This window comes from Pseudomonas sp. KCJK9000 (genome assembly GCF_046230725.1).
Classification (GTDB): Bacteria; Pseudomonadota; Gammaproteobacteria; order Pseudomonadales; family Pseudomonadaceae; genus Aquipseudomonas; species Aquipseudomonas promysalinigenes.
In genome coordinates, this window is the sequence record NZ_JBJJLN010000001.1 from 257,852 (window position 1) to 279,284 (window position 21,433).

The window sequence follows — 21,433 nt, forward strand, 5'->3', positions numbered from 1 at the left end:
GTACCACTTACTGCTGGTGCTCACCGCGCTCGCGGGCGATGGCCCGGTAGCCGATGTCGGTACGATAGAAGCTGGCGTTCCAGCTCACTTCCTTGGCCAGGCGGTAGGCCTGCTGCTGGGCCTCGGCAACGCTGGCGCCCATGGCGGTTGCGCAGAGCACACGCCCGCCATTGGTGACGACCTGGCCGTCCTTGAGGGAGGTACCGGCATGGAACACCTTGCCTTCGATCTTGGCCGCAGCTTCCAGGCCGTTGATCACCTCACCCTTGGCGTAGTCGCCGGGATAACCGCCGGCAGCCAGCACCACACCCAGGCTCGGGCGGGGGTCCCACTGGGCCTCGACCTTGTCCAGGGCCTTGGCGAACGCGGCCTCGACCAGCAATACCAGGCTCGACTCCAGGCGCAGCATGACCGGCTGAGTCTCTGGGTCGCCAAAGCGGCAGTTGAATTCGATGACCTTAGGGTTGCCCGCCTTGTCGATCATCAGGCCGGCATACAGGAAGCCCGTATACACGTTGCCTTCCTCGGCCATGCCACGCACGGTCGGCCAGATCACTTGATCCATCACGCGCTGGTGAACGTCGGCGGTGACCACCGGTGCAGGCGAGTAGGCGCCCATGCCGCCGGTGTTGGGGCCGGTATCCTGGTCGCCAACGCGCTTGTGGTCCTGGCTGGTGGCCATGGGCAGCACGTTGTGGCCGTCGACCATGACGATGAAGCTGGCTTCTTCGCCATCGAGGAACTCTTCGATGACCACGCGGGAACCTGCATCACCGAAAGCGTTGCCGGCCAGCATGTCACGCACGGCGGCTTCGGCTTCTTCCAAGGTCATGGCGACGATTACGCCTTTACCTGCAGCCAGGCCGTCGGCCTTGATCACGATCGGTGCGCCTTTTTCCTGCAGGTAGGCCAGGGCCGGCTCGATTTCGGTGAAGTTCTGGTAGTCGGCGGTCGGGATCTTGTGACGGGCCAGGAAATCCTTGGTGAAAGCCTTGGAGCCTTCCAGCTGAGCCGCGCCCTTGGTTGGGCCGAAGCAGTCCAGGCCACGGCTGCGGAACAGATCGACCACGCCGATCACCAGAGGCGCTTCAGGACCGACGATGGTCATGTCAACGTTCTTTTCGGCAAAGTCTGCCAGTTGCTCCAGGGCGCAGACGTCGATGGCAACGTTCTCGCACTTGGCCTCGGTGGCGGTGCCGGCGTTGCCTGGGGCAACGAACACCTTCTCCACGCGCGGGTCTTGAGCGACTTTCCAAGCCAGGGCGTGCTCACGGCCGCCGCTGCCGATGATCAAAACTTTCATGTCATAACCTCGAATTCTTTCGGACGGGAGGCTAGGCCTCACACTGTACGCGGTCGCACTGAAGCCGGGAGCTGCAAGGCGGGGCCGGTTCCGATGAGCGCGGATGCCTGCTGGCAGTCAGCATCAGTGGAACTGGCCCCACCTCAGCAGATGCCTGCTTCAGTGCGGCCGATTGCCATAAATCAGTGGCGGAAGTGGCGCATACCGGTGAAGACCATGGCGATGCCGGCTTCATCAGCGGCAGCGATCACCTCGGCGTCACGCATCGAACCACCTGGCTGGATAACGGCGCTGATACCCACTTTAGCCGCGTTATCGATGCCATCACGGAACGGGAAGAACGCATCCGAGGCCATGACCGCGCCCTGTACCTGCAAGCCAGCATGCTCGGCCTTGATGGCGGCGATGCGGGCGGAGTTGACGCGGCTCATCTGGCCGGCGCCAACACCGATGGTCTGGCGCTGCTTGGCATAGACGATGGCATTGGACTTGACGAACTTGGCCACTTTCCAGGCGAACACCAGGTCGTGGATCTCTTGCTCGGTCGGGGCACGTTTGGTGACGATCTTCAGGTCATCGGCGGTGGTCATTCCGCTATCGCGGCCTTTCACCCGCAAACCGCCGTTGACGCGCTTGAAGTCCCAACCGGCAGCGCGCTCGGCTGGCCACTCACCGCATTCGAGCAGGCGCACGTTCTGCTTGGCCGCGACCACGTCGCGGGCAGCCTGGGAAATTTTCGGCGCGATGATCACTTCGACGAACTGGCGGTCGACGATGGCCTGGGCGGTTTCGCCATCCAGTTCGCGGTTGAAGGCGATGATGCCGCCGAACGCCGACTCGGTGTCGGTGGCATAGGCCAGGTCGTAAGCCTTCCGGATGCCGCCTTCGTTTTCAGGCACCACGGCCACGCCGCACGGGTTGGCGTGCTTGACGATGACGCAGGCCGGCTTGACGAAGCTCTTGACGCACTCCAGTGCAGCGTCGGTATCGGCCACGTTGTTGAACGACAGTTCCTTGCCTTGCAGCTGCACGGCGGTGGAGATGCTGGCTTCGCCCTTTTTCGCTTCGACGTAGAACGCCGCGCTCTGGTGCGGGTTCTCGCCGTAGCGCATTTCCTGCGCCTTGACGAACTGGCTGTTGAACGTACGTGGGAATTCGCTGCGCGCTTCTGTGCTCAGGGTTTCTTTGGCCTGATCGATGGTGCCCATGTAGTTGGCGATCATGCCGTCGTAGGCAGCCGTGTGCTCGAATGCCTTGAGCATCAGGTCGAAGCGCTGGGCGTAGGTCAGACCACCGGCCTTCAGGCCCTGCAGAACGCCGGCATAATCGCTGGCATTGACCACGATGGCGACGTCCTTGTGGTTCTTGGCAGCCGAGCGGACCATGGTCGGGCCGCCGATGTCGATGTTCTCGATGGCGGTCGGCAGGTCACAGCCGGGTTTGGAAATGGTGGCTTCGAAGGGGTACAGGTTCACTGCAACCAGGTCGATCGGCTTGATGCCGTGCTCGTTCATGATGGCATCGTCAGTGCCGCGGCGGCCGAGGATGCCACCGTGGATCTTCGGGTGCAGGGTCTTGACCCGGCCATCCATCATTTCGGCGAAGCCAGTGTAGTCGGCCACTTCCACCGCGTTCACACCGTTGTCCTTGAGCAGCTTGTAGGTGCCGCCAGTGGACAGGATCTCGACACCGAGCTGTTGCAGCTCACGGGCGAATTCGAGGATACCGGTCTTGTCGGAGACGCTGATCAGGGCGCGGCGGACTGGCAGGCGGGTAGTCTGGTCGGTCATTTCGGGTTCCAATAACGCGGTGGAGTCAGCAAAAAAGGCGTCTCTTTGCAGAGGCCGCCTTTTCTGATTGGGATTCTGGCTTACAACAAATCGTACTGCTTGAGCTTCTTGCGCAGGGTGCCACGGTTGAGCCCGAGCATCTCGCTGGCCTTGGTCTGGTTGCCCTTCACGTAGTTCATCACGCTTTCGAGCAGGGGCGCCTCGACTTCGGAGAGCACCAGGTTGTACACGTCGGTGACCGTCGCGCCCTCCAGGTGTGCGAAGTAGTTGTGCAGCGCCTTCTCGACGCTGTCGCGAAGGGTCTGGCCCTCTTCGCTCGGCGTGTTGAGGTGCTGTTTGAGGTTGGCGTTGTCGCTCACGGGCGTTGTTCCACTCACTAATGTCTCAGTCATCATCGTCATGCGGCCACCCCTTGTCCGTCCTCTGTCTCAAGGCTCTGTCGACGTTCGCTGAAATACTCGCGAACGTTGGCGCACTGCGCTTGTGTGTCTTCCAAAGCGTTGAACCGGGCGCGAAACTCCTTGCCGCCGGGTCGCGTTGCCAGGTACCAGCCCACGTGCTTACGGGCGATACGTACGCCCATCACATCGCCATAGAAGGCATGCAGCGCGGCCAGGTGCTCCAGCAGGATGCGTTCCACTTCGTCCAACTGCGGGGCCGGCAAATGCTGGCCAGTCCCAAGAAAATGTTCGATCTCGCGAAAGATCCAGGGCCGGCCCTGGGCAGCCCGGCCGATCAGCAAGCCGTCGACGCCGGTGGCATCGAGCACTGCCCGGGCCTTTTCCGGCGAAGTGATATCGCCATTGGCGAAAACCGGGATCGACACCGCCTGCTTGATGGCCGCGATGGTGTCGTACTCGGCATCGCCTTTGTACAGGTCGGCGCGTGTACGGCCATGCACCGCCAGCGCCTGAATGCCGGCCTGTTCGGCGATCTTCGCCACGTTCAGGCCGTTCTTGTTCGCCCGGTCCCAGCCCGTGCGGATTTTCAGGGTCACTGGTACATCCACCGCGCCCACTACGGCGTGGAGGATTTCAGCGACCAGAGCTTCATCTCTCAATAAAGCAGAGCCTGCAGCTTTGTTGCAGACTTTTTTCGCCGGGCAGCCCATGTTGATGTCGATGATCTGGGCGCCTGCCTGGACATTGGCCCGGGCGGCCGCTGCCATCATCTGCGCATCACCGCCGGCGATCTGCACCGAGCGTGGCTCGGGATCACCTTCGTGGATGCGGCGCAGGCTGGACTTGCGGCTGTTCCACAGGCTCATGTCGCTGCTGACCATCTCCGACACCACCATGCCGGCGCCCAGGCGCTTGCAAAGTGTTCGGAAAGGCTGGTCCGTGACCCCGGCCATGGGCGCGAGGATCAGGTTGTTGCGTAGTGTGTAAGGGCCGATGCGTACCGCCGACATAGGTGTTCCCTGTTGTGGGGCCGAATCATTGGAGTTCGAAAAAGGGTTGGCATGATACCCGCTCTCGATGACCGGATAAAGAAGGATTTGGATAAATTCTGAACAGCTGCGACCGGTAGCAGGGCGCCTGATGCAGCAAGCCTCAGGCCCCAGCAGCAACCTGGCCGCTTAGCGGCTCGCAGGTTGCCGACATTGCCGCTTGTCGGCTAATCCGGGGAGCGGAAGCTGAGGCTGTAGTTCACCGCCTTGGGGCCTGGGTCGAGAATGTCCAGGGCGATATGGATGGGTGTCTGGCTCGGCATTTCACCGCGCCCGGCAAGCTCACCCGATAAGTACTCGCTGGGCTTGAAGCGCCGGCTGGCGATCAACTGGCCATTGAGGTCGGCGAAGCGCAGCTCCAGCAAAGGAAACGGCTGGGCGAACGGAGCGCGGTTGTAGATGATCGCATCGACGATCAGCGCGCCTTTGAAGTCCGGGTGGCTGCGCACGACCAGGTTACTGCTTTTGATGCGGGCGATATCGACACGGGTCGGTACCTGGCAGCCGAACGTCGGGCACAGTTGCTGGAAGATTGGCCGGTACTGGTCCTGGCGGGCCAGTTCGTCGAAGTGGAACCATACGTACTGGAATGCCAGCAGGCCGGCGGCCAGCAGGCTGAGCATGCCCCAAAGCAAGCGCTTGCCCCAGTTAGGCTGTGGTTTTTCCCAACCCAGTTGCAGCGGGTCATCGACCACCTCGACCAGCGGTTCCTTGCGCGCCGGGCGTTCGGACCTGGCGGCGAAACCAGGCTCCAGGCGTTCGCCGGCAACTGGCTCGAGCGGGTCGCTATCGTCGTCGTCGCGGGCACTGAGGCCCATGGCGTGTACCACCTCGTCGGGCTCGCCCACGCGCTCTACAGGCTCGGGCTCGATGCTGAGTCGAGTGTGCGCCTGGTCATCGAAGTCCAGGTCCAGGCTGCGACCCAGGGTGGGTTCGGAACGCGCGTTCGGTTCCGCTTCCAATGGCTGCTCGTCCAGCAGTATCGGCATGGGCTCATGGGCTTGGTCAGGCTCATGGTGGTCGTCCGTTGCGGTGCCGAAGGGTACGTCGTCATGGGCTTGGGCAACCGGTTCGTCGCGGCGAGCCTGCAGGGCATCGGCCTTGGCGTCAAAACCCGGTTCGGCAGGTTCGCCGCGGCGCTCCAGGCGAGCGAGCTCCTGGTCCAGGTCGAGCTCATCCAACGCCTGGGCAGTGGCGGCCCAATCCTCTTTCTCGGGCACAGACGGCGCGTTGCTGGCCACTGGCTCGGCTGCAGCGACCGGCTCCTGCTGCGCCGGCGGTGGCTCAACAGGGGCAGCGCCGGCTGCGGCGCGGTGTTGTTCCAGCAGCTGCTTGGCCGCATTGAACACCTGCAGGCAATGGCCGCAGCGGACGACGCCGCGAGCCACGCTCAACTGGTGATGGGTGACGCGAAAGCTGGTCTGGCAATGCGGGCACTGGGTGACGAAACTGTCGGTCATGCGGCGATCCGGGAGCTGTGCAGAGGAATATTTTAGGCCCGCTTAGCGGCGCCGACCACTGATGCGCACCCAACCGTCGCGCACGACGATCGGGTCCAGGTCGAAATCGGCGGCGTAGGCTGCGGCCACTTCCTCACCCTGCTCGGCGAGAATGCCCGACAGCGCCAGCAGGCCACCTGGGCGAACCAGGCCAGAAAGCTGCGGCGCCAGCGAAACCAGCGGGCCTGCCAGGATGTTGGCGACCAAGACGTCAGCCTGCATGGCCGGCATGTGCTCGGGCAGATAAAGCGCGAGCTTGTGGTCGGCGATGCCATTGCGCTGGGCGTTGTCGCGCGAGGCTTCGATGGCTTGCACGTCGATGTCGGTACCGACCGCTTCGCGAGCCCCCAGCAGCAGGGCAGCGATGGCAAGAATGCCGGAACCACAGCCGAAGTCCAGCACCTGGGTGTCTTGCAGTTGCTGGCCGTCGAGCCACTCCAGGCACAGCGCAGTGGTCGGGTGGGTGCCGGTGCCGAAGGCAAGGCCTGGGTCCAGCAGCAGGTTGACCGCGTCTTTCTCCGGTGCATCGTGCCAGCTTGGCACGATCCACAGGCGCTGGCCGAAGCGCATTGGCTGGAAACCGTCCATCCAGCTGCGCTCCCAGTCCTGATCCTCGATCACCTCGGCCTGATGCTCGGGCAGCTCGGCGCCGGTGAGCAATTTCAGGTGGGCGAACACCGCCTCAGGCTCAGCATCTGCTTCGAACAGGGCCAGCAAATGGGTGTGCGACCACAGCGGGGTGGTGTTGAGGTCGGGTTCGAAGATCGGCTGGTCTTCGGCATCCATGAACGTGACCGATACGGCGCCTACTTCGAGCAGAGCGTCTTCGTAGGTTTCGGCTTGTTCCGGGCTGATGGCCAGGCGTACTTGCAGCCAAGGCATGGCGGGCACCTTTGGTAAATCTGACAGGGGCAGCCCAGGGCTGCGTAAAGGCTGGCAGTTTACGCGAGTGCATAGGCTTTGTGGTACAGCAACGAAAGCCGCCGGGCCTTGGCGCCCGACGGCCTGTTGCGTGCAGCAAAACCCTAGCCGCCAGGGGATACGATGATCTTGACGTTGTGCTCTTTGTTGTTGACCAGCTCCTCGAACCCCAGCTCGACAATCTGTTCCAGCCCAATCCGCCCTGTCACCAGTGGTCGAATGTCGAGGCGGCCATCGGCGATGAAGGCGATGACATCAGCGAATTCGCCGTTGTACGCCAAGGCGCCCATTACCTGTTTTTCGGTGGACACCAGTTCGAAGAAGTTGAACTCGCTGGGTTCTTCGAAAATGCCTACCAACACACACTTGCCGGCTTTGCGAACGGTGTCGATGGCCAACTTGGCGGTGTTTTTGTTGCCGATGCATTCGAAGCTCACATCCGCACCAAGCCCACCTGTCAGTGCGCGAATCTCGGCCAGGGCATCGCACTGGCTTGGGTCCAGCACCCAGTTGGCGCCAACCTCCTTGGCCTTGGCCTTGCGTGCCGAGGACATCTCCAGGGCGATTACCTGCGCGGCGCCAGCAGCCTTGGCGCACATGATGGTACATAGGCCAATGGTGCCCGCGCCTATGACCACGACGTTCTGGCCCAGCAGGCTGCCGGCCTTTTTCATCGCGTGCATGCCCACCGCCAGTGGCTCGATCAACGCCCCCGCCTCGCGGGGGAAGCCTTCTGGCAGGCGATACAGCAGATTGGCAGGCACATTCACCCGCTCGGCGAAGGCGCCGTTGTTCATCAAGCCAGTGAACGCCAGGCGTTCGCAGATGTTGTACAGGCCATGGGTGCAGTAGTAACAGGTGCCGCAGTGCTGACAGGCATCTGCAGCGACCGGGTCGCCCACCGCATAGCCCTCGACGCCATCGCCGAGTTTGGCGATTTCGCCACAGAACTCGTGGCCGAGGATGCACTGCCCTTGAATGCCGGTGAGCGGGTGTGGTGCTTCAACGGGGATGAACACAGGGCCTGCGACGTATTCATGCAGGTCGGAGCCGCAGATGCCGCACCAGTCCACCTTGATCTGCACCCAGCCGGGCGGCGGGTCGCCAGGCAAGGGCACCTGTTCGACGCGGATGTCGTGGCGGCCGTGCCAGACGGCTGCGCGCATGTGGGTAGGGCAGAGGTCATTCATGCTGATTGTCTCCAGGCTCATGGGAAGGGGCTCAGTGCTTGCGCAAAAAGGCCAAGAGTTGTTCGTTCACCTGTTCGGCCGCCTCCATCTGCACCATGTGGCCAACCGCAGGCACGAGCAGGGTTTGAGCATCCAGGCCCTGGGCATGGCTGGCGGGGATGATCGCGTCAGCGGCTCCCCACACCACCAGCGTCGGCTGCTGATGCACAACGCTGCGCAGTTGCAGGCGCTGGTGGTCGCCGTCGGCCAGGGAAGCAGCGAGCTGCTGCAAGGCGGTGTCGACCCCTTCCAGGCGCTTGAACTTGAGCATGTCTTCGAGCATCTGCCGGGTGACCAGGCTGGGGTCGGCGAACAATTGCGTCAGCTGTGGCTTGAGTGCATTGCGGTTGGCAGCCGCGACGAAGCCCTTCAGGTAGCCGCCGTTGATCGCCTCGCCCAACCCGGCACTGGCGATCAGGGTCAGGCTAGCCACCCTGTGCGGCTGCAAGCGCGCCAGGTTCAGGCACACGGCACCCCCCATGGAATGCCCAGCCAGGTGAGCGCCCTGGATATCCAGGTGCTCGAGCAGTGCCAGCACAGCCTCGCTGAGCTCGTCCAGATCGCCGCGCTGCAGCGTCTTGGCGGACTCGCCGTGGCCGGGCAGGTCCAAAGCGATCACGCGGCGTTCAGTGGCCAGCGCAGGGTGATTGAAGAGCCAGTTGTTGAGGTCGCCGCCAAACCCATGTACCAGTACCAGTGGCGTTCCCCCTTCACCCAGCTCGAACCAGCGCAGCAGGCGGCCGCCCACCTCGGCCTTCTGCGGGGCAGGGCCTTGGGCCAGCTCGGCGCTGCCTTGAGCGGTGAAGTCGGCTTGAAAACGTTGCACAACGGCATCGATTTCGGCTTCGTCTGCTTCGCCTTCCACCACAACGCCGAGCAATGCGCCCACCGGCAGTGTCTCGTCCGGCTGGGCGACAAGGCGGCGCAACACGCCACTGAAGGGGGCTTCGACGCTGCTGCTGATCTTGTCGGTCTCAACGTCCAGAACTTCATCACCTTTGGCGATTGGGTCGCCTTCGTGCTTGAGCCAGGCATCGACCCGGCCTTCGGTCATCGACAGACCCCACTTGGGCATGGTCAAGGTATGGATCTGGCTCATGCGGCACTCCTTGAGGCTTCGATCACTTTGCGCACGGCAGCTTCGATTTTCCCCGCGTCGGGGATGTACAGGTCTTCCAGGGCGTCCGAGAACGGGACCGGAGTGTGCGGTGCTGTGACCATCTCGATGGGGCCCTTGAGCGCAGCAAAGGCCTTTTGCGCAACCAGCGCGCTGATGTCGGTGGCCATGGAACAGCGCGGGTTGGCCTCATCGATCACGACCAACCTGCCGGTTTTCTCCACACTCTCGAGGATGCTGTCCTCGTCCAGTGGGCTGGTGGTGCGCAAGTCCAGCACTTCGCAATCGATGCCCTGACGTGCCAGGTTGTTGGCGGCCTCCAGCGCCACATGGACCATGCGGCCATAGGTCACCAGGGTCACGTCGTCGCCATCGCGCAGGAAGTTGGCTTCGCCAAAGGGCACGGTGTACACCTCCTCCGGCACCTCGCCTTGCATGCCATAAAGCAGTTTGTGCTCACAGAAGATGACCGGATCGTTGTCGCGAATCGCTTGGATCAGCAGGCCCTTGGCGTCGTAGGGTGAGGAGGGGCAGACCACCTTCAAGCCCGGAATGTGAGTCCACAACGAGGTAAGCATCTGCGAGTGCTGGGCCGCGGCCCGCAACCCGGCACCGTACATGGTGCGCATCACCAGCGGTGTGACGGCCTTGCCGCCAAACATGTAGCGAAACTTCGCCGCCTGGTTGAGGATCTGGTCCAGGCAGCAGCCGGCGAAGTCGACGAACATCAGTTCGCACACCGGGCGCAGGCCCTGAGTGGCAGCGCCGACCGCTGCGCCGACGTAGCCGATTTCCGACAGTGGGGCGTCCAGTACCCGTCCGGGAAATTGATGGTAAAGGCCCTTGGTCACACCCAGCACGCCGCCCCAGGCATCATCTTCGCCAGGTGCCCCGGCGCCACCGGCGACGTCTTCGCCGATGATGAACACGGTATTGTCGCGGCGCATTTCCTGGGCCAGGGCTTCGTTGATAGCCTGCTGATAGCTGATTTTTCTAGCCATGGTGGTTCTCCTGTTGTTCTTGTTGTCTGGGCTCAGGGGTAGGCGACGTACACGTCGGTGAGCAGGTCAACGGGCTGTGGCTTGGGGTCGGACTTGGCACGACGTACCGCGTCTTCTATCTGGTCTTGGACGCGGGCATCCACGGCGTCCAGGTCGGCGGCTTGCAATAGACCGGCGCGGGTCACTCTGCTGCGAAACTGCAGCAGGCAGTCACGGCTTTCGCGCAGGTTCTTCACCTCGTCCGGGGCGCGGTAGGTTTGTGCGTCGCCTTCGAAATGGCCGTAGTAACGACTGAGCTTGACCTCGATCAGCGACGGGCCTTGGCCTGAACGTGCTCGCTCGATGGCTGCACCTGCAGCCTCATGCACTGCGAAGAAGTCGAAGCCATCGATGGTGACCCCTGGCATGCCGAAGCCTGCGGCGCGGTCGGCGATATGGTCGCAGGCCACGGACCAGTTCGAGGCAGTGGCTTCGGCGTACCCATTGTTCTCGGCCACGAAGATGCAGGGCAGGTTCATGATCGAAGCCAGGTTCATGGCCTCGAAGACTGCGCCTTCGTTGGAGGCGCCGTCGCCGAAGAACGCCACGGCGACGTCGTCGCGGCCTTTGAGTTTGGCGGCCAATGCAGCGCCCGCCACCAGCGGCGCGCCTGCGCCAACGATGCCATTGGCGCCGAGCATGCCTTTCTCAAGGTCGGCAATGTGCATCGAGCCGCCCTTGCCGCCGCATACGCCGGTCTTCTTGCCATAGATCTCGGCCATCATGCCGTACACATCGACGCCCTTGGCGATGCAATGGCCATGACCACGGTGGGTCGAGGCAATACAGTCGCTGTCGCGCAGGTGTGCCATGACCCCGGCCGCAGAGGCTTCCTCGCCGGCGTACAAGTGGACGAAACCGGGAATTTCGCCCGTGGCGAACTCTACGTGCAGGCGTTCTTCGAAAGCACGGATGGTGCGCATGACTTCATAGGCATGCAGCAGTTGCGCGGAACTGAGGTGAGTGGACATCTTGTTGTTCTCCAGGGTTGTCTCAACACAGGGTTGCAGGGTGCAGCCGATGGCCGCGCGAAACGGCCAACAAGTGATGCTGGGCGGCGTGGGCGAGCACGGCCTCGACGTCGACGGTCAATGGGCCTTGCAGGTCGAGGGTGATGGTTGGGGTGTCGCGTTCGCAAAACTCGATCTCCCGCTCGCCATCCAGGGCCAGGGTGCCGGCGGCCAGGCTTAGGCGGTGCGGCACGCCGGGTTCGAGTGAGCCGCTGGCGCTGATCCCACAGGCTTGCAGCAAGCCTGGAGCCAGCGGGGCGAGCAGTGCCTGTTCGGCGCCAGGGTTCAGGCGCACCCAGCTGCCATAAGGCGCGTGCCGAGTGACGGGCCGCCACAGCCCGCACAGGGCAGACAGGCCAATGGCGTGGGGTTCGGCGAAGCAGGCGAACACTTCACTCAGGTCCTCGCTGCGGCTCAGTGCACGGGCACCGACAAACCGCTGTGGGGAAACCGCCACTTCGACCAGTGCCCACTCGCAAAGCCCCTGTTGTGGCACATTCACCATCAGGCGTTTGTTGCGCCGCAGGCCGATGCTCGCCGGCACCCGGCCACAGGCGACCAGGCCCCCGGCCAGGCCGGCAGTGGTGGCTTCGCGCAGTTCCGGGAACGCGTTGTTGGTGCCGGTAGACAAGGTCAGCAAGGGCGTGTCGCCAACCTCGGCGGCGACAGCCTTGTGTGTACCGTCACCCCCCAGTACGGCAATCATCGATGCACCGCGCGTGACCATTTGTTGGGCGGCCAGCCGGGTATCGCTGACCGTCTGGGTCAGGGGCAGGTCGAGCACTTGCAGGGCTGGCCAACGCATGTCCCGTGCCACTGGCCCCTGGCTGGCTTTGAGTACGGCGGCGGCGATCCCGGTCATGTCGGTGGGCAGTAGCACCGTGGCCACGCCCGTGGCACCGAAGGCTGCGAGCAGGCGCTGGATGGCCGAGGCCTTGTCGGTGCTGGAATAGAGCCCTGCATTGCTGGTCAGGCGACGTAGGTCGCGCCCAGAGGCAGGGTTGGCAATGATCCCAATGATTGGGGCGGGCTGCGGCATGGCACACCTCGTGTTCTTGTTTGCCAAGGCTTGAGCAAGGCAGATGCCAGCTTTGTGCGTCGCAGCGCTAATGGCTGTTGCAGAGCGCCCCGGTGGCTATCAGAGCCCTCGGGGCGGGCCGCTTCCCGAGACGCTGCGTGCCAGCATGGGTAGGGTCCGGGGCTCGGGCTGAGACGCTGCGTCTCAAGCCAACCGGTAATCACGCAGTGCTTGTCCAGCCATGCCGGCAGGCGCTTAATGGGCGCACAACGACAAGAACAAACAGTAACCGGAGGCCTCATGCTTGCCGCGAACTCCCGAGCCCATGTCGATTGCGTCAGCCGGGTAGTGAAGAACGCCGAGCGGCTGCCTCAGGCGCCGGTGCCAGCGCTGATCCTCGACTCGTGGCGCCGCTCCATGGAGCTGTACCGTCTCGATCCTGGGTCGCAGCAGGGGCCGCGCATCCTTTCCCAAAGCCTGCTCAACGAATGCCGAGAACGTGCCGAGCTGTTCCTGCGCATTGCCAGCGATGCCGTTGCCCGCCTGCATGGTCGGGTGCGTGGTGCCGATTACTGTGTACTGCTGACAGATGCTTCTGGGCACACCATCGATTACCGGGTCGAATCGGCCATCCGAAGTGATTGCCGCAAAGCGGGCTTGTACCTGGGCACCTGCTGGTCCGAAGGTGAGGAGGGGACCTGTGGCGTGGCGGCGGTGCTGACTAGCAAGGCTGCGGTCACGGTGCACAAGCGCGACCATTTTCGTGCTGCCTTCATAGGCCTGACTTGCACTGCAGCGCCGGTTTTCGACCCGCAAGGCCAGTTGCTCGGCGTGGTGGATGTATCGGCCCTGCAATCGCCGGACGACCGTCGCAGCCAGCACCTGATCCTGCAGTTGGTGGAGCAGACGGCGCGAGAGATCGAAAACGCTTTCTTCATGCAAAGCGCTCAGGGCCACTGGGTGATGCGCGCCCACAGCACGCCAGGTTATGTGGATAGCCAGCCCGATTATCTGCTGGCCTGGGATGCCGATGGCCGGTTGCAGGCAATCAACAGCCTGGCCCGCGAGCGCTTGCTTGCGCGCCATGGACGTATGCCTGAGCACATCGGCGAGCTGTTCGACATGGACCAATTGCGCCGCGCCAATGAAGGTTCGGCCCAGCGCCTGCCGGGTTGGGGTGGGCTGTACGGGCGAATCAGCGCACCTGGGCAGCGAAGCCGAGCGCAATCATTGCAGCAGGTGCAGGACCCACGCATCGAGCAGCACCTGCGCTTGGCCACACGGGTCAAGGACTGCAATCTGGCGGTGCTGGTGCTGGGTGAGACGGGGGCCGGCAAGGAAGTGTTTGCACGCCAGTTGCATCAGCAGAGCCAGCGCCGGGACGGGCCGTTCGTCACGTTGAACTGCGCGGCCATACCCGAAAGCCTGATCGAAAGTGAGTTGTTCGGCTATGTCGCTGGCGCGTTCACTGGCGCATCGAGCAAAGGGATGCAGGGCCTGTTGCAGCAGGCCGATGGCGGGACTTTGTTTCTCGACGAGATCGGTGACATGCCGTTGAACCTGCAAACTCGGCTGCTGCGAGTGTTGGCTGAAGGTGAAGTTGCGCCGTTGGGCGCCGCGCGTCGGCAGCAGGTGGATATCCAGGTGATTTGTGCGACGCACCGCGACCTGGCGGCGATGGTGAGTGAAGGGCGCTTCCGTGAAGACCTGTTTTTCCGTCTGGCCAATGCCCGTTTCGAGTTGCCGCCGCTAAGGGAGCGGGAAGACCGATTAGGTCTGATTCATCAAGTGCTGGCTGAGGAAGCCGAGGCATGTGGGGTTGAGGTGGTGCTGGGCGACGATGCGCTGCAGGCGCTGCTGGTGTACCGCTGGCCGGGGAATTTGCGCCAGCTGCGGCAGGTGCTGCGTTATGCCTGTGCGGTCAGCGAGGGTGGGCAGGTGTGCCTGGAAAGCCTGCCACAGGAGGTGCGGGGTGATGTCGTGCCTGCGGCTGTTGTGGGCGCTTCGAGTCCGGCGCGGCAGCTGCTGCTCGATGCTTTGATACGGCACCGCTGGAAGCCAGCGGAAGCGGCACGGGCGTTAGGGATATCGCGGGCGACTTTGTATCGGCGGGTGCATGAGCATCGGATCGAAATGCCGCGAATGAAGGGCTAGTGTCGGGGCTGGCAGGTGTTCGCCGCAACATTTTAGCGCCTGTGAGATCGAGCGCCGCCCGCGCGGCGCATCGCGAGCTGCGCTCGCTCCTACGTTTGTTTCAGGCCAGTAACGCCTGTGGCAGGCGCGCGCGACCGCCTTGTTTGAACGACGCGATATCGTGCCATGCGCCAAAGCGTTCGCGCGCAAATCCCGCAGGATTGATTGGCCCGAAACAAACGTAGGAGCGAGCGCAGCTCGCGATGCGCCGCGCGGGCGGCGCTCGATCCCACAGGCGCCAAACCCCTGAAGCCAGGCCATAAAAAACCCCGGAACAGGTCCGGGGTTTTGTTCATCACGCTAACGCGATCACTCCTGGTTGGCCAGTTTGTGCTCGAGGTAGTGGATATTGACGCCGCCTTTGCAGAAACCTTCATCACGCACCAGGTCACGGTGCAATGGGATGTTGGTCTTGATGCCGTCGACGACGATCTCGTCCAGGGCATTGCGCATGCGCGCCATGGCTTCGTCGCGGTCCTTGCCGTAGGTGATCAGCTTGCCGATCAGCGAGTCATAGTTCGGCGGAACCGAATAGCCGCTGTACAGGTGCGAATCGACGCGCACGCCGTTGCCACCTGGGGCATGGAAGTGCTTGACCTTGCCTGGGCTTGGAATGAACTTCTTCGGGTCCTCGGCGTTGATCCGGCACTCCAGCGAGTGGCCACGGATCACCACGTCTTCCTGGCGGAACGACAGCTTGTTGCCAGCGGCGATGCTCAGCATCTCCTTGACGATGTCGATACCGGTGACCATTTCCGACACTGGGTGCTCAACCTGCACCCGGGTGTTCATTTCGATGAAGTAGAAACGGCCGTTTTCGTACAGGAATTCGAAGGTACCGGCACCGCGGTAGCCGATTTCGATGCACGCGTCGACGCAACGCTTGAAGACTTCCTGACGGGCCTTCTCGTCGATGCCTGGGGCCGGGGCTTCTTCCAGCACTTTCTGGTGACGGCGTTGCAGCGAGCAGTCACGGTCGCCCAGGTGAATGGCGTTGCCCTGGCCGTCGGACAGTACCTGAACTTCCACGTGACGTGGGTTGGTCAGGAACTTCTCCAGGTAGACCATCGGGTTGCCGAAGGCAGCACCGGCTTCGGTACGGGTCAGCTTGGCCGAGGCGATCAGGTCCTCTTCCTTGTGCACCACGCGCATGCCGCGGCCACCACCGCCACCTGCGGCCTTGATGATCACCGGGTAGCCGACGTCACGGGCGATCGCCAGGGCGACCTCTTCGTCTTCCGGAAGCGGGCCATCGGAGCCCGGCACGGTCGGTACGCCCGACTTGATCATCGCGTCCTTGGCCGAAACCTTGTCGCCCATCAGGCGAATGGTGTCAGCTTTCGGGCCGATGAAGGCGAAGCCGGACTTTTCCACCTGCTCGGCGAAATCGGCGTTTTCCGCGAGGAAGCCGTAACCCGGGTGAATCGCGGTGGCGCCGGTGACTTCGGCGGCAGCGATGATCGCCGGGATGTGCAGGTAGGAATCCTTGGACGATGCAGGGCCGATGCAGACCGACTCGTCTGCCAGGCCCAGGTGCATCAGTTCACGGTCGGCCGTGGAGTGCACGGCGACGGTCTTGATGCCCAGTTCTTTGCAGGCACGCAGGATGCGCAGGGCAATTTCCCCACGGTTGGCGATCAGGACTTTTTCGAGCTTCCCAGACATCGTTGGCTCTCCGCGATTCAAACGATGGTGAACAGCGGCTGGTCGAACTCAACCGGCTGGCCGTCTTCAACCAGGATGGCGTCGATGACACCGCCAACATCGGCTTCGATGTGGTTCATCATCTTCATGGCTTCGACGATGCACAGGGTGTCGCCTTTCTTCACGCTCTGGCCAACTTCAGCGAAGTTCGGCGAGGTCGGCGAAGGCTTGCGGTAGAAGGTACCGACCATCGGCGAACGGATCACGGTGCCTTTGAGCGCTGGTGCGGCAGCGGCGGCTTCGGCGGCAGGGGCAGCAGCAGCGGCAACCGGGGCAGCAGCAGGAGCGGCGACCGGAGCCGGTGCGAAGTACTGCTGGGCAGCAGGGGTTTTGCTGTGGCGGCTGATACGAACCGACTCTTCGCCTTCCTTGATCTCCAGCTCGTCGATGCCAGACTCTTCCAGCAGCTCGATCAGTTTCTTGACTTTACGGATATCCATTAATCATCAACTCCCAAAGGTTCGGTCAGGGGGCGGAATATAAAAAACGTATCTGAACGTTTCTCTATAACCCCGGCCTGCTCAGGCCGGGGTTTTCGTTATCAGGGCTGTGCGTTGGCAGCCAGCTGTTCCAGCGCGGACTCCAGGGCCAGGCGATAACCGCTGGCGCCCAGGCCGCAGATCACCCCTACGGCGACATCTGAAAAGTAGGAGTGGTGACGGAACGGTTCGCGTTTGTGCACGTTGGACAGGTGCACTTCGATGAATGGGATGCTCACCGCGAGCAATGCGTCACGTAATGCGACGCTTGTGTGGGTGAAAGCAGCCGGATTGATCAGGATGAAGTCCACACCCTCGTTGCGTGCGGCATGAATACGCTCGATCAGTTCGTACTCGGCATTGCTCTGCAGGTATTGCAAATGGTGGCCAGCGGCACGGGCACGCTGCTCCAGGTCCTGGTTGATCTGGGCCAGGGTCACGGCGCCGTAGTGGCCCGGTTCGCGAGTCCCGAGCAGGTTCAGGTTGGGGCCGTGAAGCACCAGTAGGGTTGCCATCTGCGGTTTCCTTGGATTTGTAGGGCAATTCGAAACAGCGCGGCGAGTGTGCCGCAAAGCGACGGCAAGTGTCCAGTTCCCGGCAATAGCCAGCACGTTGCCCGAGTTTCGCGCGAAGTATGTGACCAAATAATCTAATCTGGTCACTCAGTGGGGGAAACTTCCCGGCACCCGGGAAGTTATAGACTCAGTTTGCCGCGCACGCGCGCCAGAATTTTTGCGAATTCGCCGGCGTTGATCTCGCCTATCACCCGATCGGTGGTCATTTCGCTGCCGTTCGCCGCAAAGAAAAGCAGCGCCGGAGGCCCGAACAACTGATAGCGATCAAGTAACGCGCGCTGTTCGTCGTTGCTTTGGGTGATATCGAAACGCAGCAGTTTGAAGGCGGCCAGTTGCCCTTGCACCTGCGGTGCATTGAGCACTTCATGTTCGATCACCTTGCAGCTGATGCACCAATCGGCGTACCAGTCCAGCAGCACTGGCTGGCCGGCGGCCTTGGCTTGGGCCAGCGCATTGTCCAGGGCGGCTGGGGTAGTCACCGTTTGCCATGCGCTCGTAGTGGTCGCGACCGTGCTGTTGTTGCCAGCGGAGGCTGGCAACGGGCGCAAAGGATCGCCTTGGCCACTCAGGGCGCCGTACCAGCAAGCCAGGGCATAGACCAGCAACGCCAGGCCCAGCAGTTGCGCCAGCCGCTGACGCGGTGTTTTGACCACCAACTCCAAGGCGCCGAGGAACAGCGCCACGCCAGCTGCCAGCAACCCCACCAGCAGCAAGGTGGCAGGGCCTGGCAGCACGCGGCTGAGCAGGCCGATGGCCAGGCCCAGCAGCAACACCCCGATGGCGTTTTTCACGGTGTTCAGCCAGGGCCCGCTTTTGGGTAGCCAAGCTGCTCCGCCCGTGGCGATCAGCAGCAAAGGTGCCCCCATGCCCAGCCCAAGGGCGAACAGTTTCAGTGCGCCACCCAGTGCATCGCCGCTGGCGCTGATATAAAGCAAAGCCCCAGCCAGGGGTGCCGACACGCAGGGTGAAACCAACAGGCTGGAAAGCACGCCGAGCACCGCTGCGCCAAGCAGCGACCCGCCTTGCGTGCGGTTGGCGACGTTGTCCAGGCGCTGGCTCAAGGCATGCGGCAGCCTCAGTTCGAAAAGGCCGAACATGGCCAGGGCGAACACCACGAAGAACAGCGCGAATGGCCCCAGCACCCAGGCTGATTGCAGGCGAGCCTGCAGATTCAGGCCGGCACCGAAAAGGCCCATCAGCGCGCCCAGCACGGCGAAACTTGCGGCCATCGGCAGCACATAGGCCAGCGACAATGCAAGGCCACGCATGCCACCGACCTGGCCACGCAGGACCACGCCAGAAAGAATCGGCAGCATCGGCAGGACGCAGGGGGTGAAGGTCAGGCCTACGCCGGCGAGCAGGAAGAGCAGCAGCGACTTCCAGGACCAGCCCGGTTCGCTGCCTGCCTGCGCCGCAGTGGTTGGCGCAGGCCCCTGCCCATCGATGCTCAGGCGTTCGGTTTGCGGCGGGTAGCACAAGCCCTTGTCGGCGCAGCCTTGGTAGCCGACCAGCAGCGTGAAGGCGCGGTCATCGGTGCGAGGGATTTCGATGTCGAGCACACCGTGGTAAACCTCCACATCGCCGAAGAATTCGTCGTGCTTGGCCTCACCTTTTGGGATGTTCGGTGCGCCCAGGGCGATATCGGCCGGCTCCGTCTGGAAGTGGAAGCGGTGGCGGTACAGGTAGTAACCATCGGTGGCGACGAAGCGTAGTTTGAGGTTTTTTTCGCCGGCCTCGACCAAGCTGAGTTTGAAGGCTTCGTGTACCGGCAAGAAGTCGGCATTGTTGGACAGCGAAGCGGCGCCGAGGGTGGCGCTGGGGCGGTTGTCGAGCAGGCCCGACGCGAAAACAGGGCTGGCCAGCAGCAGGAGCAGAACGAAAAACAGGCGGCGCATGGCGGACTCGCGAGGTGGAACGTGGCCGCATGATAACGGAGTTGGCGAAGGTTGGCAGTGAAGTGGATGGCAGGGCGACACATGGCCGCTGGTGAATTCATCGCCTGTTCCGGTCTATTCGCGGCTGAAGCCGCCCTCACGCAGTGGGCAACCTCTGGGGCTTTAGCCGCGAAGAGGCAACCTCAGACCCTGAAAGCGCGCACCGCCTTGTTCAGCTCACCACCCAGGCTCAGCAACTGCTCACCTTGCTCGCGCCCTTCAGCAATTTGCTGCAAGTTGTCTTCGCCCAATGTGTGGATGCGCTCACTGTGATCTCGAATCTCGCTCACCGCGTCACTTTGCTGTGCCGTGACATCAGCGATGCGCACTGCGGTATCGGCGATCGTGCGGATGGCATTGACGATCTCATCCAGTGCGCCATCTGCTGCCTGGGCCTGGTCGGCGGTAGCCTCAGCGTGTTGCAGTTGGGCGCGCATGCCCGCCACTGACTCTCGCGCCGCCAATTGCAGGCGGTCGATCAACGCCTGGATCTCACCTGTCGCGCCAGTGGTGCGCTGGGCCAGTGAGCGCACCTCGTCGGCCACTACCGCAAAGCCACGGCCCATCTCGCCCGCACGCGCAGCCTCAATGGCAGCATTGAGTGCCAGCAGGTTGGTCTGCTCGGCGATCGAGCGAATTACCGTCAGCACGCTGCCGATGGTGGCGGATTCTTCGGCCAACTGCTCGATCATCCGCGCGTTGCCCTGCACTTCGTCGACCAGCGCTCGCAGCCCCGAAAGGCTTTGGCCGATCACTGCCTGCCCCTGTTCCACGGCGCGCCCGGCATCGCGGCTGGCGTCGGCGGCAGAGCTGGCGTCGCCTGCCACCTGCCCAATGGTCGCTTCCAGCTCCCCCAGTGCGTCGCGAATCTGCCCAGTATCGCCGGCCTGGCGCTCGGCACCCTGGTGCAGGGCGGCGCTCATGCCGGCCAGGGCATGACTGCTGCCAGCGACCTGCTCGGCGTTGTGGCGGATGGTGCCGACCAGCTCCACCAGGTACTGGCGTAAGCGGTTGAGCGATTCCTGAATGTCACGCAGCTCGCGGTTGGTCTTGCCCAATGCGATGGGCGCCGCGAAGTCGCCTTCTGCCCAGAGCGACAGTGCCGGGGCCAGGCTGGTCAAGGTGCGGGCCAAGCGCCGTTGCAGGCTGTCGATGAGCAGGGCGATCAGCAGGATCAGGCCAATCATCGCAGCCTGAATCATGCGTACTTCACTGGCAATCTTGCCGTGTTGGGCGCGCACTTGGGGCTCTAGGCTGGCAATGGCCTGTTGCACGGCAGCCAGGTGCTGGGTGGTGCTGTCGGCCAATGCCGTGCGGCGCTCGATTTGCTGGCGGGTACGCTGAAGCTCGGCGGGGTAGCGGTTCAGCAGGCTCTGCAGCTCGCGCTTGAGGCCGACCGCCACGTCTTCCTGCTGCTCGCTGGCCTGGGATTGCAAGCCCATCATGGCAGCGAAGTCGTCGCTGCCTGACTCGGCGCTGCGGGTTACCCCCAGCAGTGGCAGGCCTTCGATGACGCTGGCCTGGCTGCGGATCAGCTGCAGTTCGCGCTCGACCTCTTCAGCCAGCTCGGCGCGGCCGCTGCTGACCAGTTTGTCCCGGGCCAGCGACAAGCGGCCCAGGTGCACGCTGGCGTCGAGCACTGGCAGCAGATAGCGCGCGGCATCGCTGCTGGCGCTGTCGCGGGCATAGGCGGCTAGCTGTTCGAGGTTGGCGCCCAGCTCACGTTCGGCCTGCAGCAGCAGCGCTTGCGGGTCGCCGGCCAGTTTGCCGGCGGCGAGCAACTCGTTGGCAGTGAAGGCTTGCAGGGTGCTCAGGCTAGGTCGCAACTGGTCGGCAAGCGCTGGTGGCCATTGGGCCAATGAGGCTTCAAGTTGGGTATTGGCCTCGACGGCCGCTGCGTGGCGCAAGGCATCGCCACTGGCAAGGTACGCCTGAACATTGCGTACGCTCTGGTTTTGGAACTGCTGCGAAAGCAACAGGTAGCGCTCCATCAGCTGGTAAGGGCGCTCCAGGGCACGTTGCGACCACCACAACGTTGCCCCCAGGGCAATGCACACGGTTACCAGCAAAAAGGTGTTGAAATTGGTCAGCCACTTCAGGCGCATAGCCACGAACTTCCTGCAGGGAGTCGAGAGATAGGTGCCTGAATTTATGGCGAATTTGTTACCGAG

The 21,433-nt window shown here is 63.1% G+C and carries 17 protein-coding genes; 1 reads left to right on the plus strand and 16 read right to left on the minus strand.

Annotated elements, in window-relative coordinates:
- Positions 1–7: 7 nt before the first annotated feature.
- The 11 genes from purD to ACK59H_RS01205 form a co-directional block, all read right to left on the minus strand.
- On the minus strand, positions 8–1,303 hold the full coding sequence (gene purD / locus ACK59H_RS01155; RefSeq protein WP_060477894.1) for a phosphoribosylamine--glycine ligase: 1,296 nt from the start codon (positions 1,301–1,303) through the stop codon (positions 8–10).
- Between the two features lie 182 nt (positions 1,304–1,485).
- Complete coding sequence (gene purH / locus ACK59H_RS01160) at positions 1,486–3,093, minus strand: bifunctional phosphoribosylaminoimidazolecarboxamide formyltransferase/IMP cyclohydrolase (RefSeq protein ID WP_409264170.1); 1,608 nt, start codon at positions 3,091–3,093, stop codon at positions 1,486–1,488.
- An 80-nt stretch (positions 3,094–3,173) separates the two neighbouring features.
- Complete coding sequence (gene fis / locus ACK59H_RS01165; protein ID WP_008093076.1) at positions 3,174–3,494, minus strand: DNA-binding transcriptional regulator Fis; 321 nt, start codon at positions 3,492–3,494, stop codon at positions 3,174–3,176.
- Positions 3,491–4,504 (minus strand): tRNA dihydrouridine synthase DusB, encoded by a 1,014-nt coding sequence (dusB, locus tag ACK59H_RS01170; protein ID WP_060477892.1) that lies wholly within the window; start codon positions 4,502–4,504, stop codon positions 3,491–3,493. The genes fis and dusB overlap by 4 nt, the downstream gene beginning before the upstream one ends.
- Before the next feature lie 206 nt (positions 4,505–4,710).
- Entirely contained in the window at positions 4,711–6,003 is a 1,293-nt protein-coding gene (locus ACK59H_RS01175) for a DUF3426 domain-containing protein (protein WP_060477891.1), read from the minus strand.
- Between the two features lie 42 nt (positions 6,004–6,045).
- The gene (gene prmA, locus ACK59H_RS01180) at positions 6,046–6,924 is read right to left on the minus strand and encodes a 50S ribosomal protein L11 methyltransferase (RefSeq protein WP_060477890.1); all 879 of its coding nucleotides are present in this window, start codon (positions 6,922–6,924) and stop codon (positions 6,046–6,048) included.
- Positions 6,925–7,067: 143 nt separating this feature from the next.
- Positions 7,068–8,129 carry a 2,3-butanediol dehydrogenase gene (locus tag ACK59H_RS01185; RefSeq protein WP_230849749.1) on the minus strand — a complete coding sequence of 354 codons (1,062 nt, stop codon included), beginning with the start codon at positions 8,127–8,129 and terminating at the stop codon, positions 7,068–7,070.
- Between the two features lie 55 nt (positions 8,130–8,184).
- Complete coding sequence (locus ACK59H_RS01190; protein ID WP_409264171.1) at positions 8,185–9,291, minus strand: acetoin dehydrogenase dihydrolipoyllysine-residue acetyltransferase subunit; 1,107 nt, start codon at positions 9,289–9,291, stop codon at positions 8,185–8,187.
- A complete protein-coding gene (locus tag ACK59H_RS01195) occupies positions 9,288–10,310 on the minus strand; it encodes an alpha-ketoacid dehydrogenase subunit beta (RefSeq protein ID WP_060477888.1) in 1,023 nt (340 codons plus the stop codon). Before ACK59H_RS01195 ends, ACK59H_RS01190 begins: the two co-directional genes overlap by 4 nt.
- Positions 10,311–10,342: 32 nt before the next feature.
- On the minus strand, positions 10,343–11,320 hold the full coding sequence (locus ACK59H_RS01200; RefSeq protein WP_060477887.1) for a thiamine pyrophosphate-dependent dehydrogenase E1 component subunit alpha: 978 nt from the start codon (positions 11,318–11,320) through the stop codon (positions 10,343–10,345).
- A 22-nt stretch (positions 11,321–11,342) separates the two neighbouring features.
- Positions 11,343–12,398, minus strand: a complete 1,056-nt coding sequence (locus ACK59H_RS01205) for an NAD(+)/NADH kinase (RefSeq protein ID WP_060477886.1) — start codon at positions 12,396–12,398, stop codon at positions 11,343–11,345.
- Positions 12,399–12,677: 279 nt separating this feature from the next.
- Between ACK59H_RS01205 and ACK59H_RS01210 the strand changes: the two genes are divergently transcribed.
- The gene (locus tag ACK59H_RS01210) at positions 12,678–14,531 is read left to right on the plus strand and encodes a sigma-54-dependent Fis family transcriptional regulator (RefSeq protein ID WP_409264172.1); all 1,854 of its coding nucleotides are present in this window, start codon (positions 12,678–12,680) and stop codon (positions 14,529–14,531) included.
- A 348-nt stretch (positions 14,532–14,879) separates the two neighbouring features.
- On the opposite strand, the gene accC is transcribed toward ACK59H_RS01210, so the two are convergent.
- From accC to ACK59H_RS01235, 5 genes are all read right to left on the minus strand, one after another.
- Positions 14,880–16,235: an acetyl-CoA carboxylase biotin carboxylase subunit gene (gene accC, locus ACK59H_RS01215; protein ID WP_009685761.1), complete on the minus strand. Its 1,356-nt coding sequence runs from the start codon at positions 16,233–16,235 to the stop codon at positions 14,880–14,882.
- A gap of 17 nt (positions 16,236–16,252) precedes the next feature.
- The gene (gene accB, locus ACK59H_RS01220; protein WP_060480536.1) at positions 16,253–16,714 is read right to left on the minus strand and encodes an acetyl-CoA carboxylase biotin carboxyl carrier protein; all 462 of its coding nucleotides are present in this window, start codon (positions 16,712–16,714) and stop codon (positions 16,253–16,255) included.
- A 101-nt stretch (positions 16,715–16,815) separates the two neighbouring features.
- The gene (aroQ, locus tag ACK59H_RS01225) at positions 16,816–17,268 is read right to left on the minus strand and encodes a type II 3-dehydroquinate dehydratase (RefSeq protein ID WP_027920816.1); all 453 of its coding nucleotides are present in this window, start codon (positions 17,266–17,268) and stop codon (positions 16,816–16,818) included.
- A 179-nt stretch (positions 17,269–17,447) separates the two neighbouring features.
- The gene (locus tag ACK59H_RS01230) at positions 17,448–19,223 is read right to left on the minus strand and encodes a protein-disulfide reductase DsbD (protein WP_409264173.1); all 1,776 of its coding nucleotides are present in this window, start codon (positions 19,221–19,223) and stop codon (positions 17,448–17,450) included.
- Between the two features lie 182 nt (positions 19,224–19,405).
- The gene (locus ACK59H_RS01235; protein ID WP_060480534.1) at positions 19,406–21,367 is read right to left on the minus strand and encodes a methyl-accepting chemotaxis protein; all 1,962 of its coding nucleotides are present in this window, start codon (positions 21,365–21,367) and stop codon (positions 19,406–19,408) included.
- Between the last annotated feature and the right edge of the window lie 66 nt (positions 21,368–21,433).

Bases quoted from the DNA above. Each gene is read 5' to 3' on its own strand.
- purD (WP_060477894.1), bottom strand. From the start codon at position 1,303: ATGAAAGTTTTGATCATCGGCAGCGGCGGCCGTGAGCACGCCCTGGCT.
- ACK59H_RS01190 (WP_409264171.1), bottom strand. From the start codon at position 9,291: ATGAGCCAGATCCATACCTTGACCATGCCCAAGTGGGGTCTGTCGATG.
- ACK59H_RS01200 (WP_060477887.1), bottom strand. From the start codon at position 11,320: ATGTCCACTCACCTCAGTTCCGCGCAACTGCTGCATGCCTATGAAGTC.
- ACK59H_RS01175 (WP_060477891.1), bottom strand. From the start codon at position 6,003: ATGACCGACAGTTTCGTCACCCAGTGCCCGCATTGCCAGACCAGCTTT.
- aroQ (WP_027920816.1), bottom strand. From the start codon at position 17,268: ATGGCAACCCTACTGGTGCTTCACGGCCCCAACCTGAACCTGCTCGGG.
- ACK59H_RS01205 (WP_060477886.1), bottom strand. From the start codon at position 12,398: ATGCCGCAGCCCGCCCCAATCATTGGGATCATTGCCAACCCTGCCTCT.
- ACK59H_RS01230 (WP_409264173.1), bottom strand. From the start codon at position 19,223: ATGCGCCGCCTGTTTTTCGTTCTGCTCCTGCTGCTGGCCAGCCCTGTT.
- fis (WP_008093076.1), bottom strand. From the start codon at position 3,494: ATGACGATGATGACTGAGACATTAGTGAGTGGAACAACGCCCGTGAGC.
- accB (WP_060480536.1), bottom strand. From the start codon at position 16,714: ATGGATATCCGTAAAGTCAAGAAACTGATCGAGCTGCTGGAAGAGTCT.
- ACK59H_RS01185 (WP_230849749.1), bottom strand. From the start codon at position 8,129: ATGCGCGCAGCCGTCTGGCACGGCCGCCACGACATCCGCGTCGAACAG.
- ACK59H_RS01235 (WP_060480534.1), bottom strand. From the start codon at position 21,367: ATGCGCCTGAAGTGGCTGACCAATTTCAACACCTTTTTGCTGGTAACC.
- purH (WP_409264170.1), bottom strand. From the start codon at position 3,093: ATGACCGACCAGACTACCCGCCTGCCAGTCCGCCGCGCCCTGATCAGC.
- accC (WP_009685761.1), bottom strand. From the start codon at position 16,235: ATGTCTGGGAAGCTCGAAAAAGTCCTGATCGCCAACCGTGGGGAAATT.
- dusB (WP_060477892.1), bottom strand. From the start codon at position 4,504: ATGTCGGCGGTACGCATCGGCCCTTACACACTACGCAACAACCTGATC.
- prmA (WP_060477890.1), bottom strand. From the start codon at position 6,924: ATGCCTTGGCTGCAAGTACGCCTGGCCATCAGCCCGGAACAAGCCGAA.
- ACK59H_RS01210 (WP_409264172.1), top strand. From the start codon at position 12,678: ATGCTTGCCGCGAACTCCCGAGCCCATGTCGATTGCGTCAGCCGGGTA.
- ACK59H_RS01195 (WP_060477888.1), bottom strand. From the start codon at position 10,310: ATGGCTAGAAAAATCAGCTATCAGCAGGCTATCAACGAAGCCCTGGCC.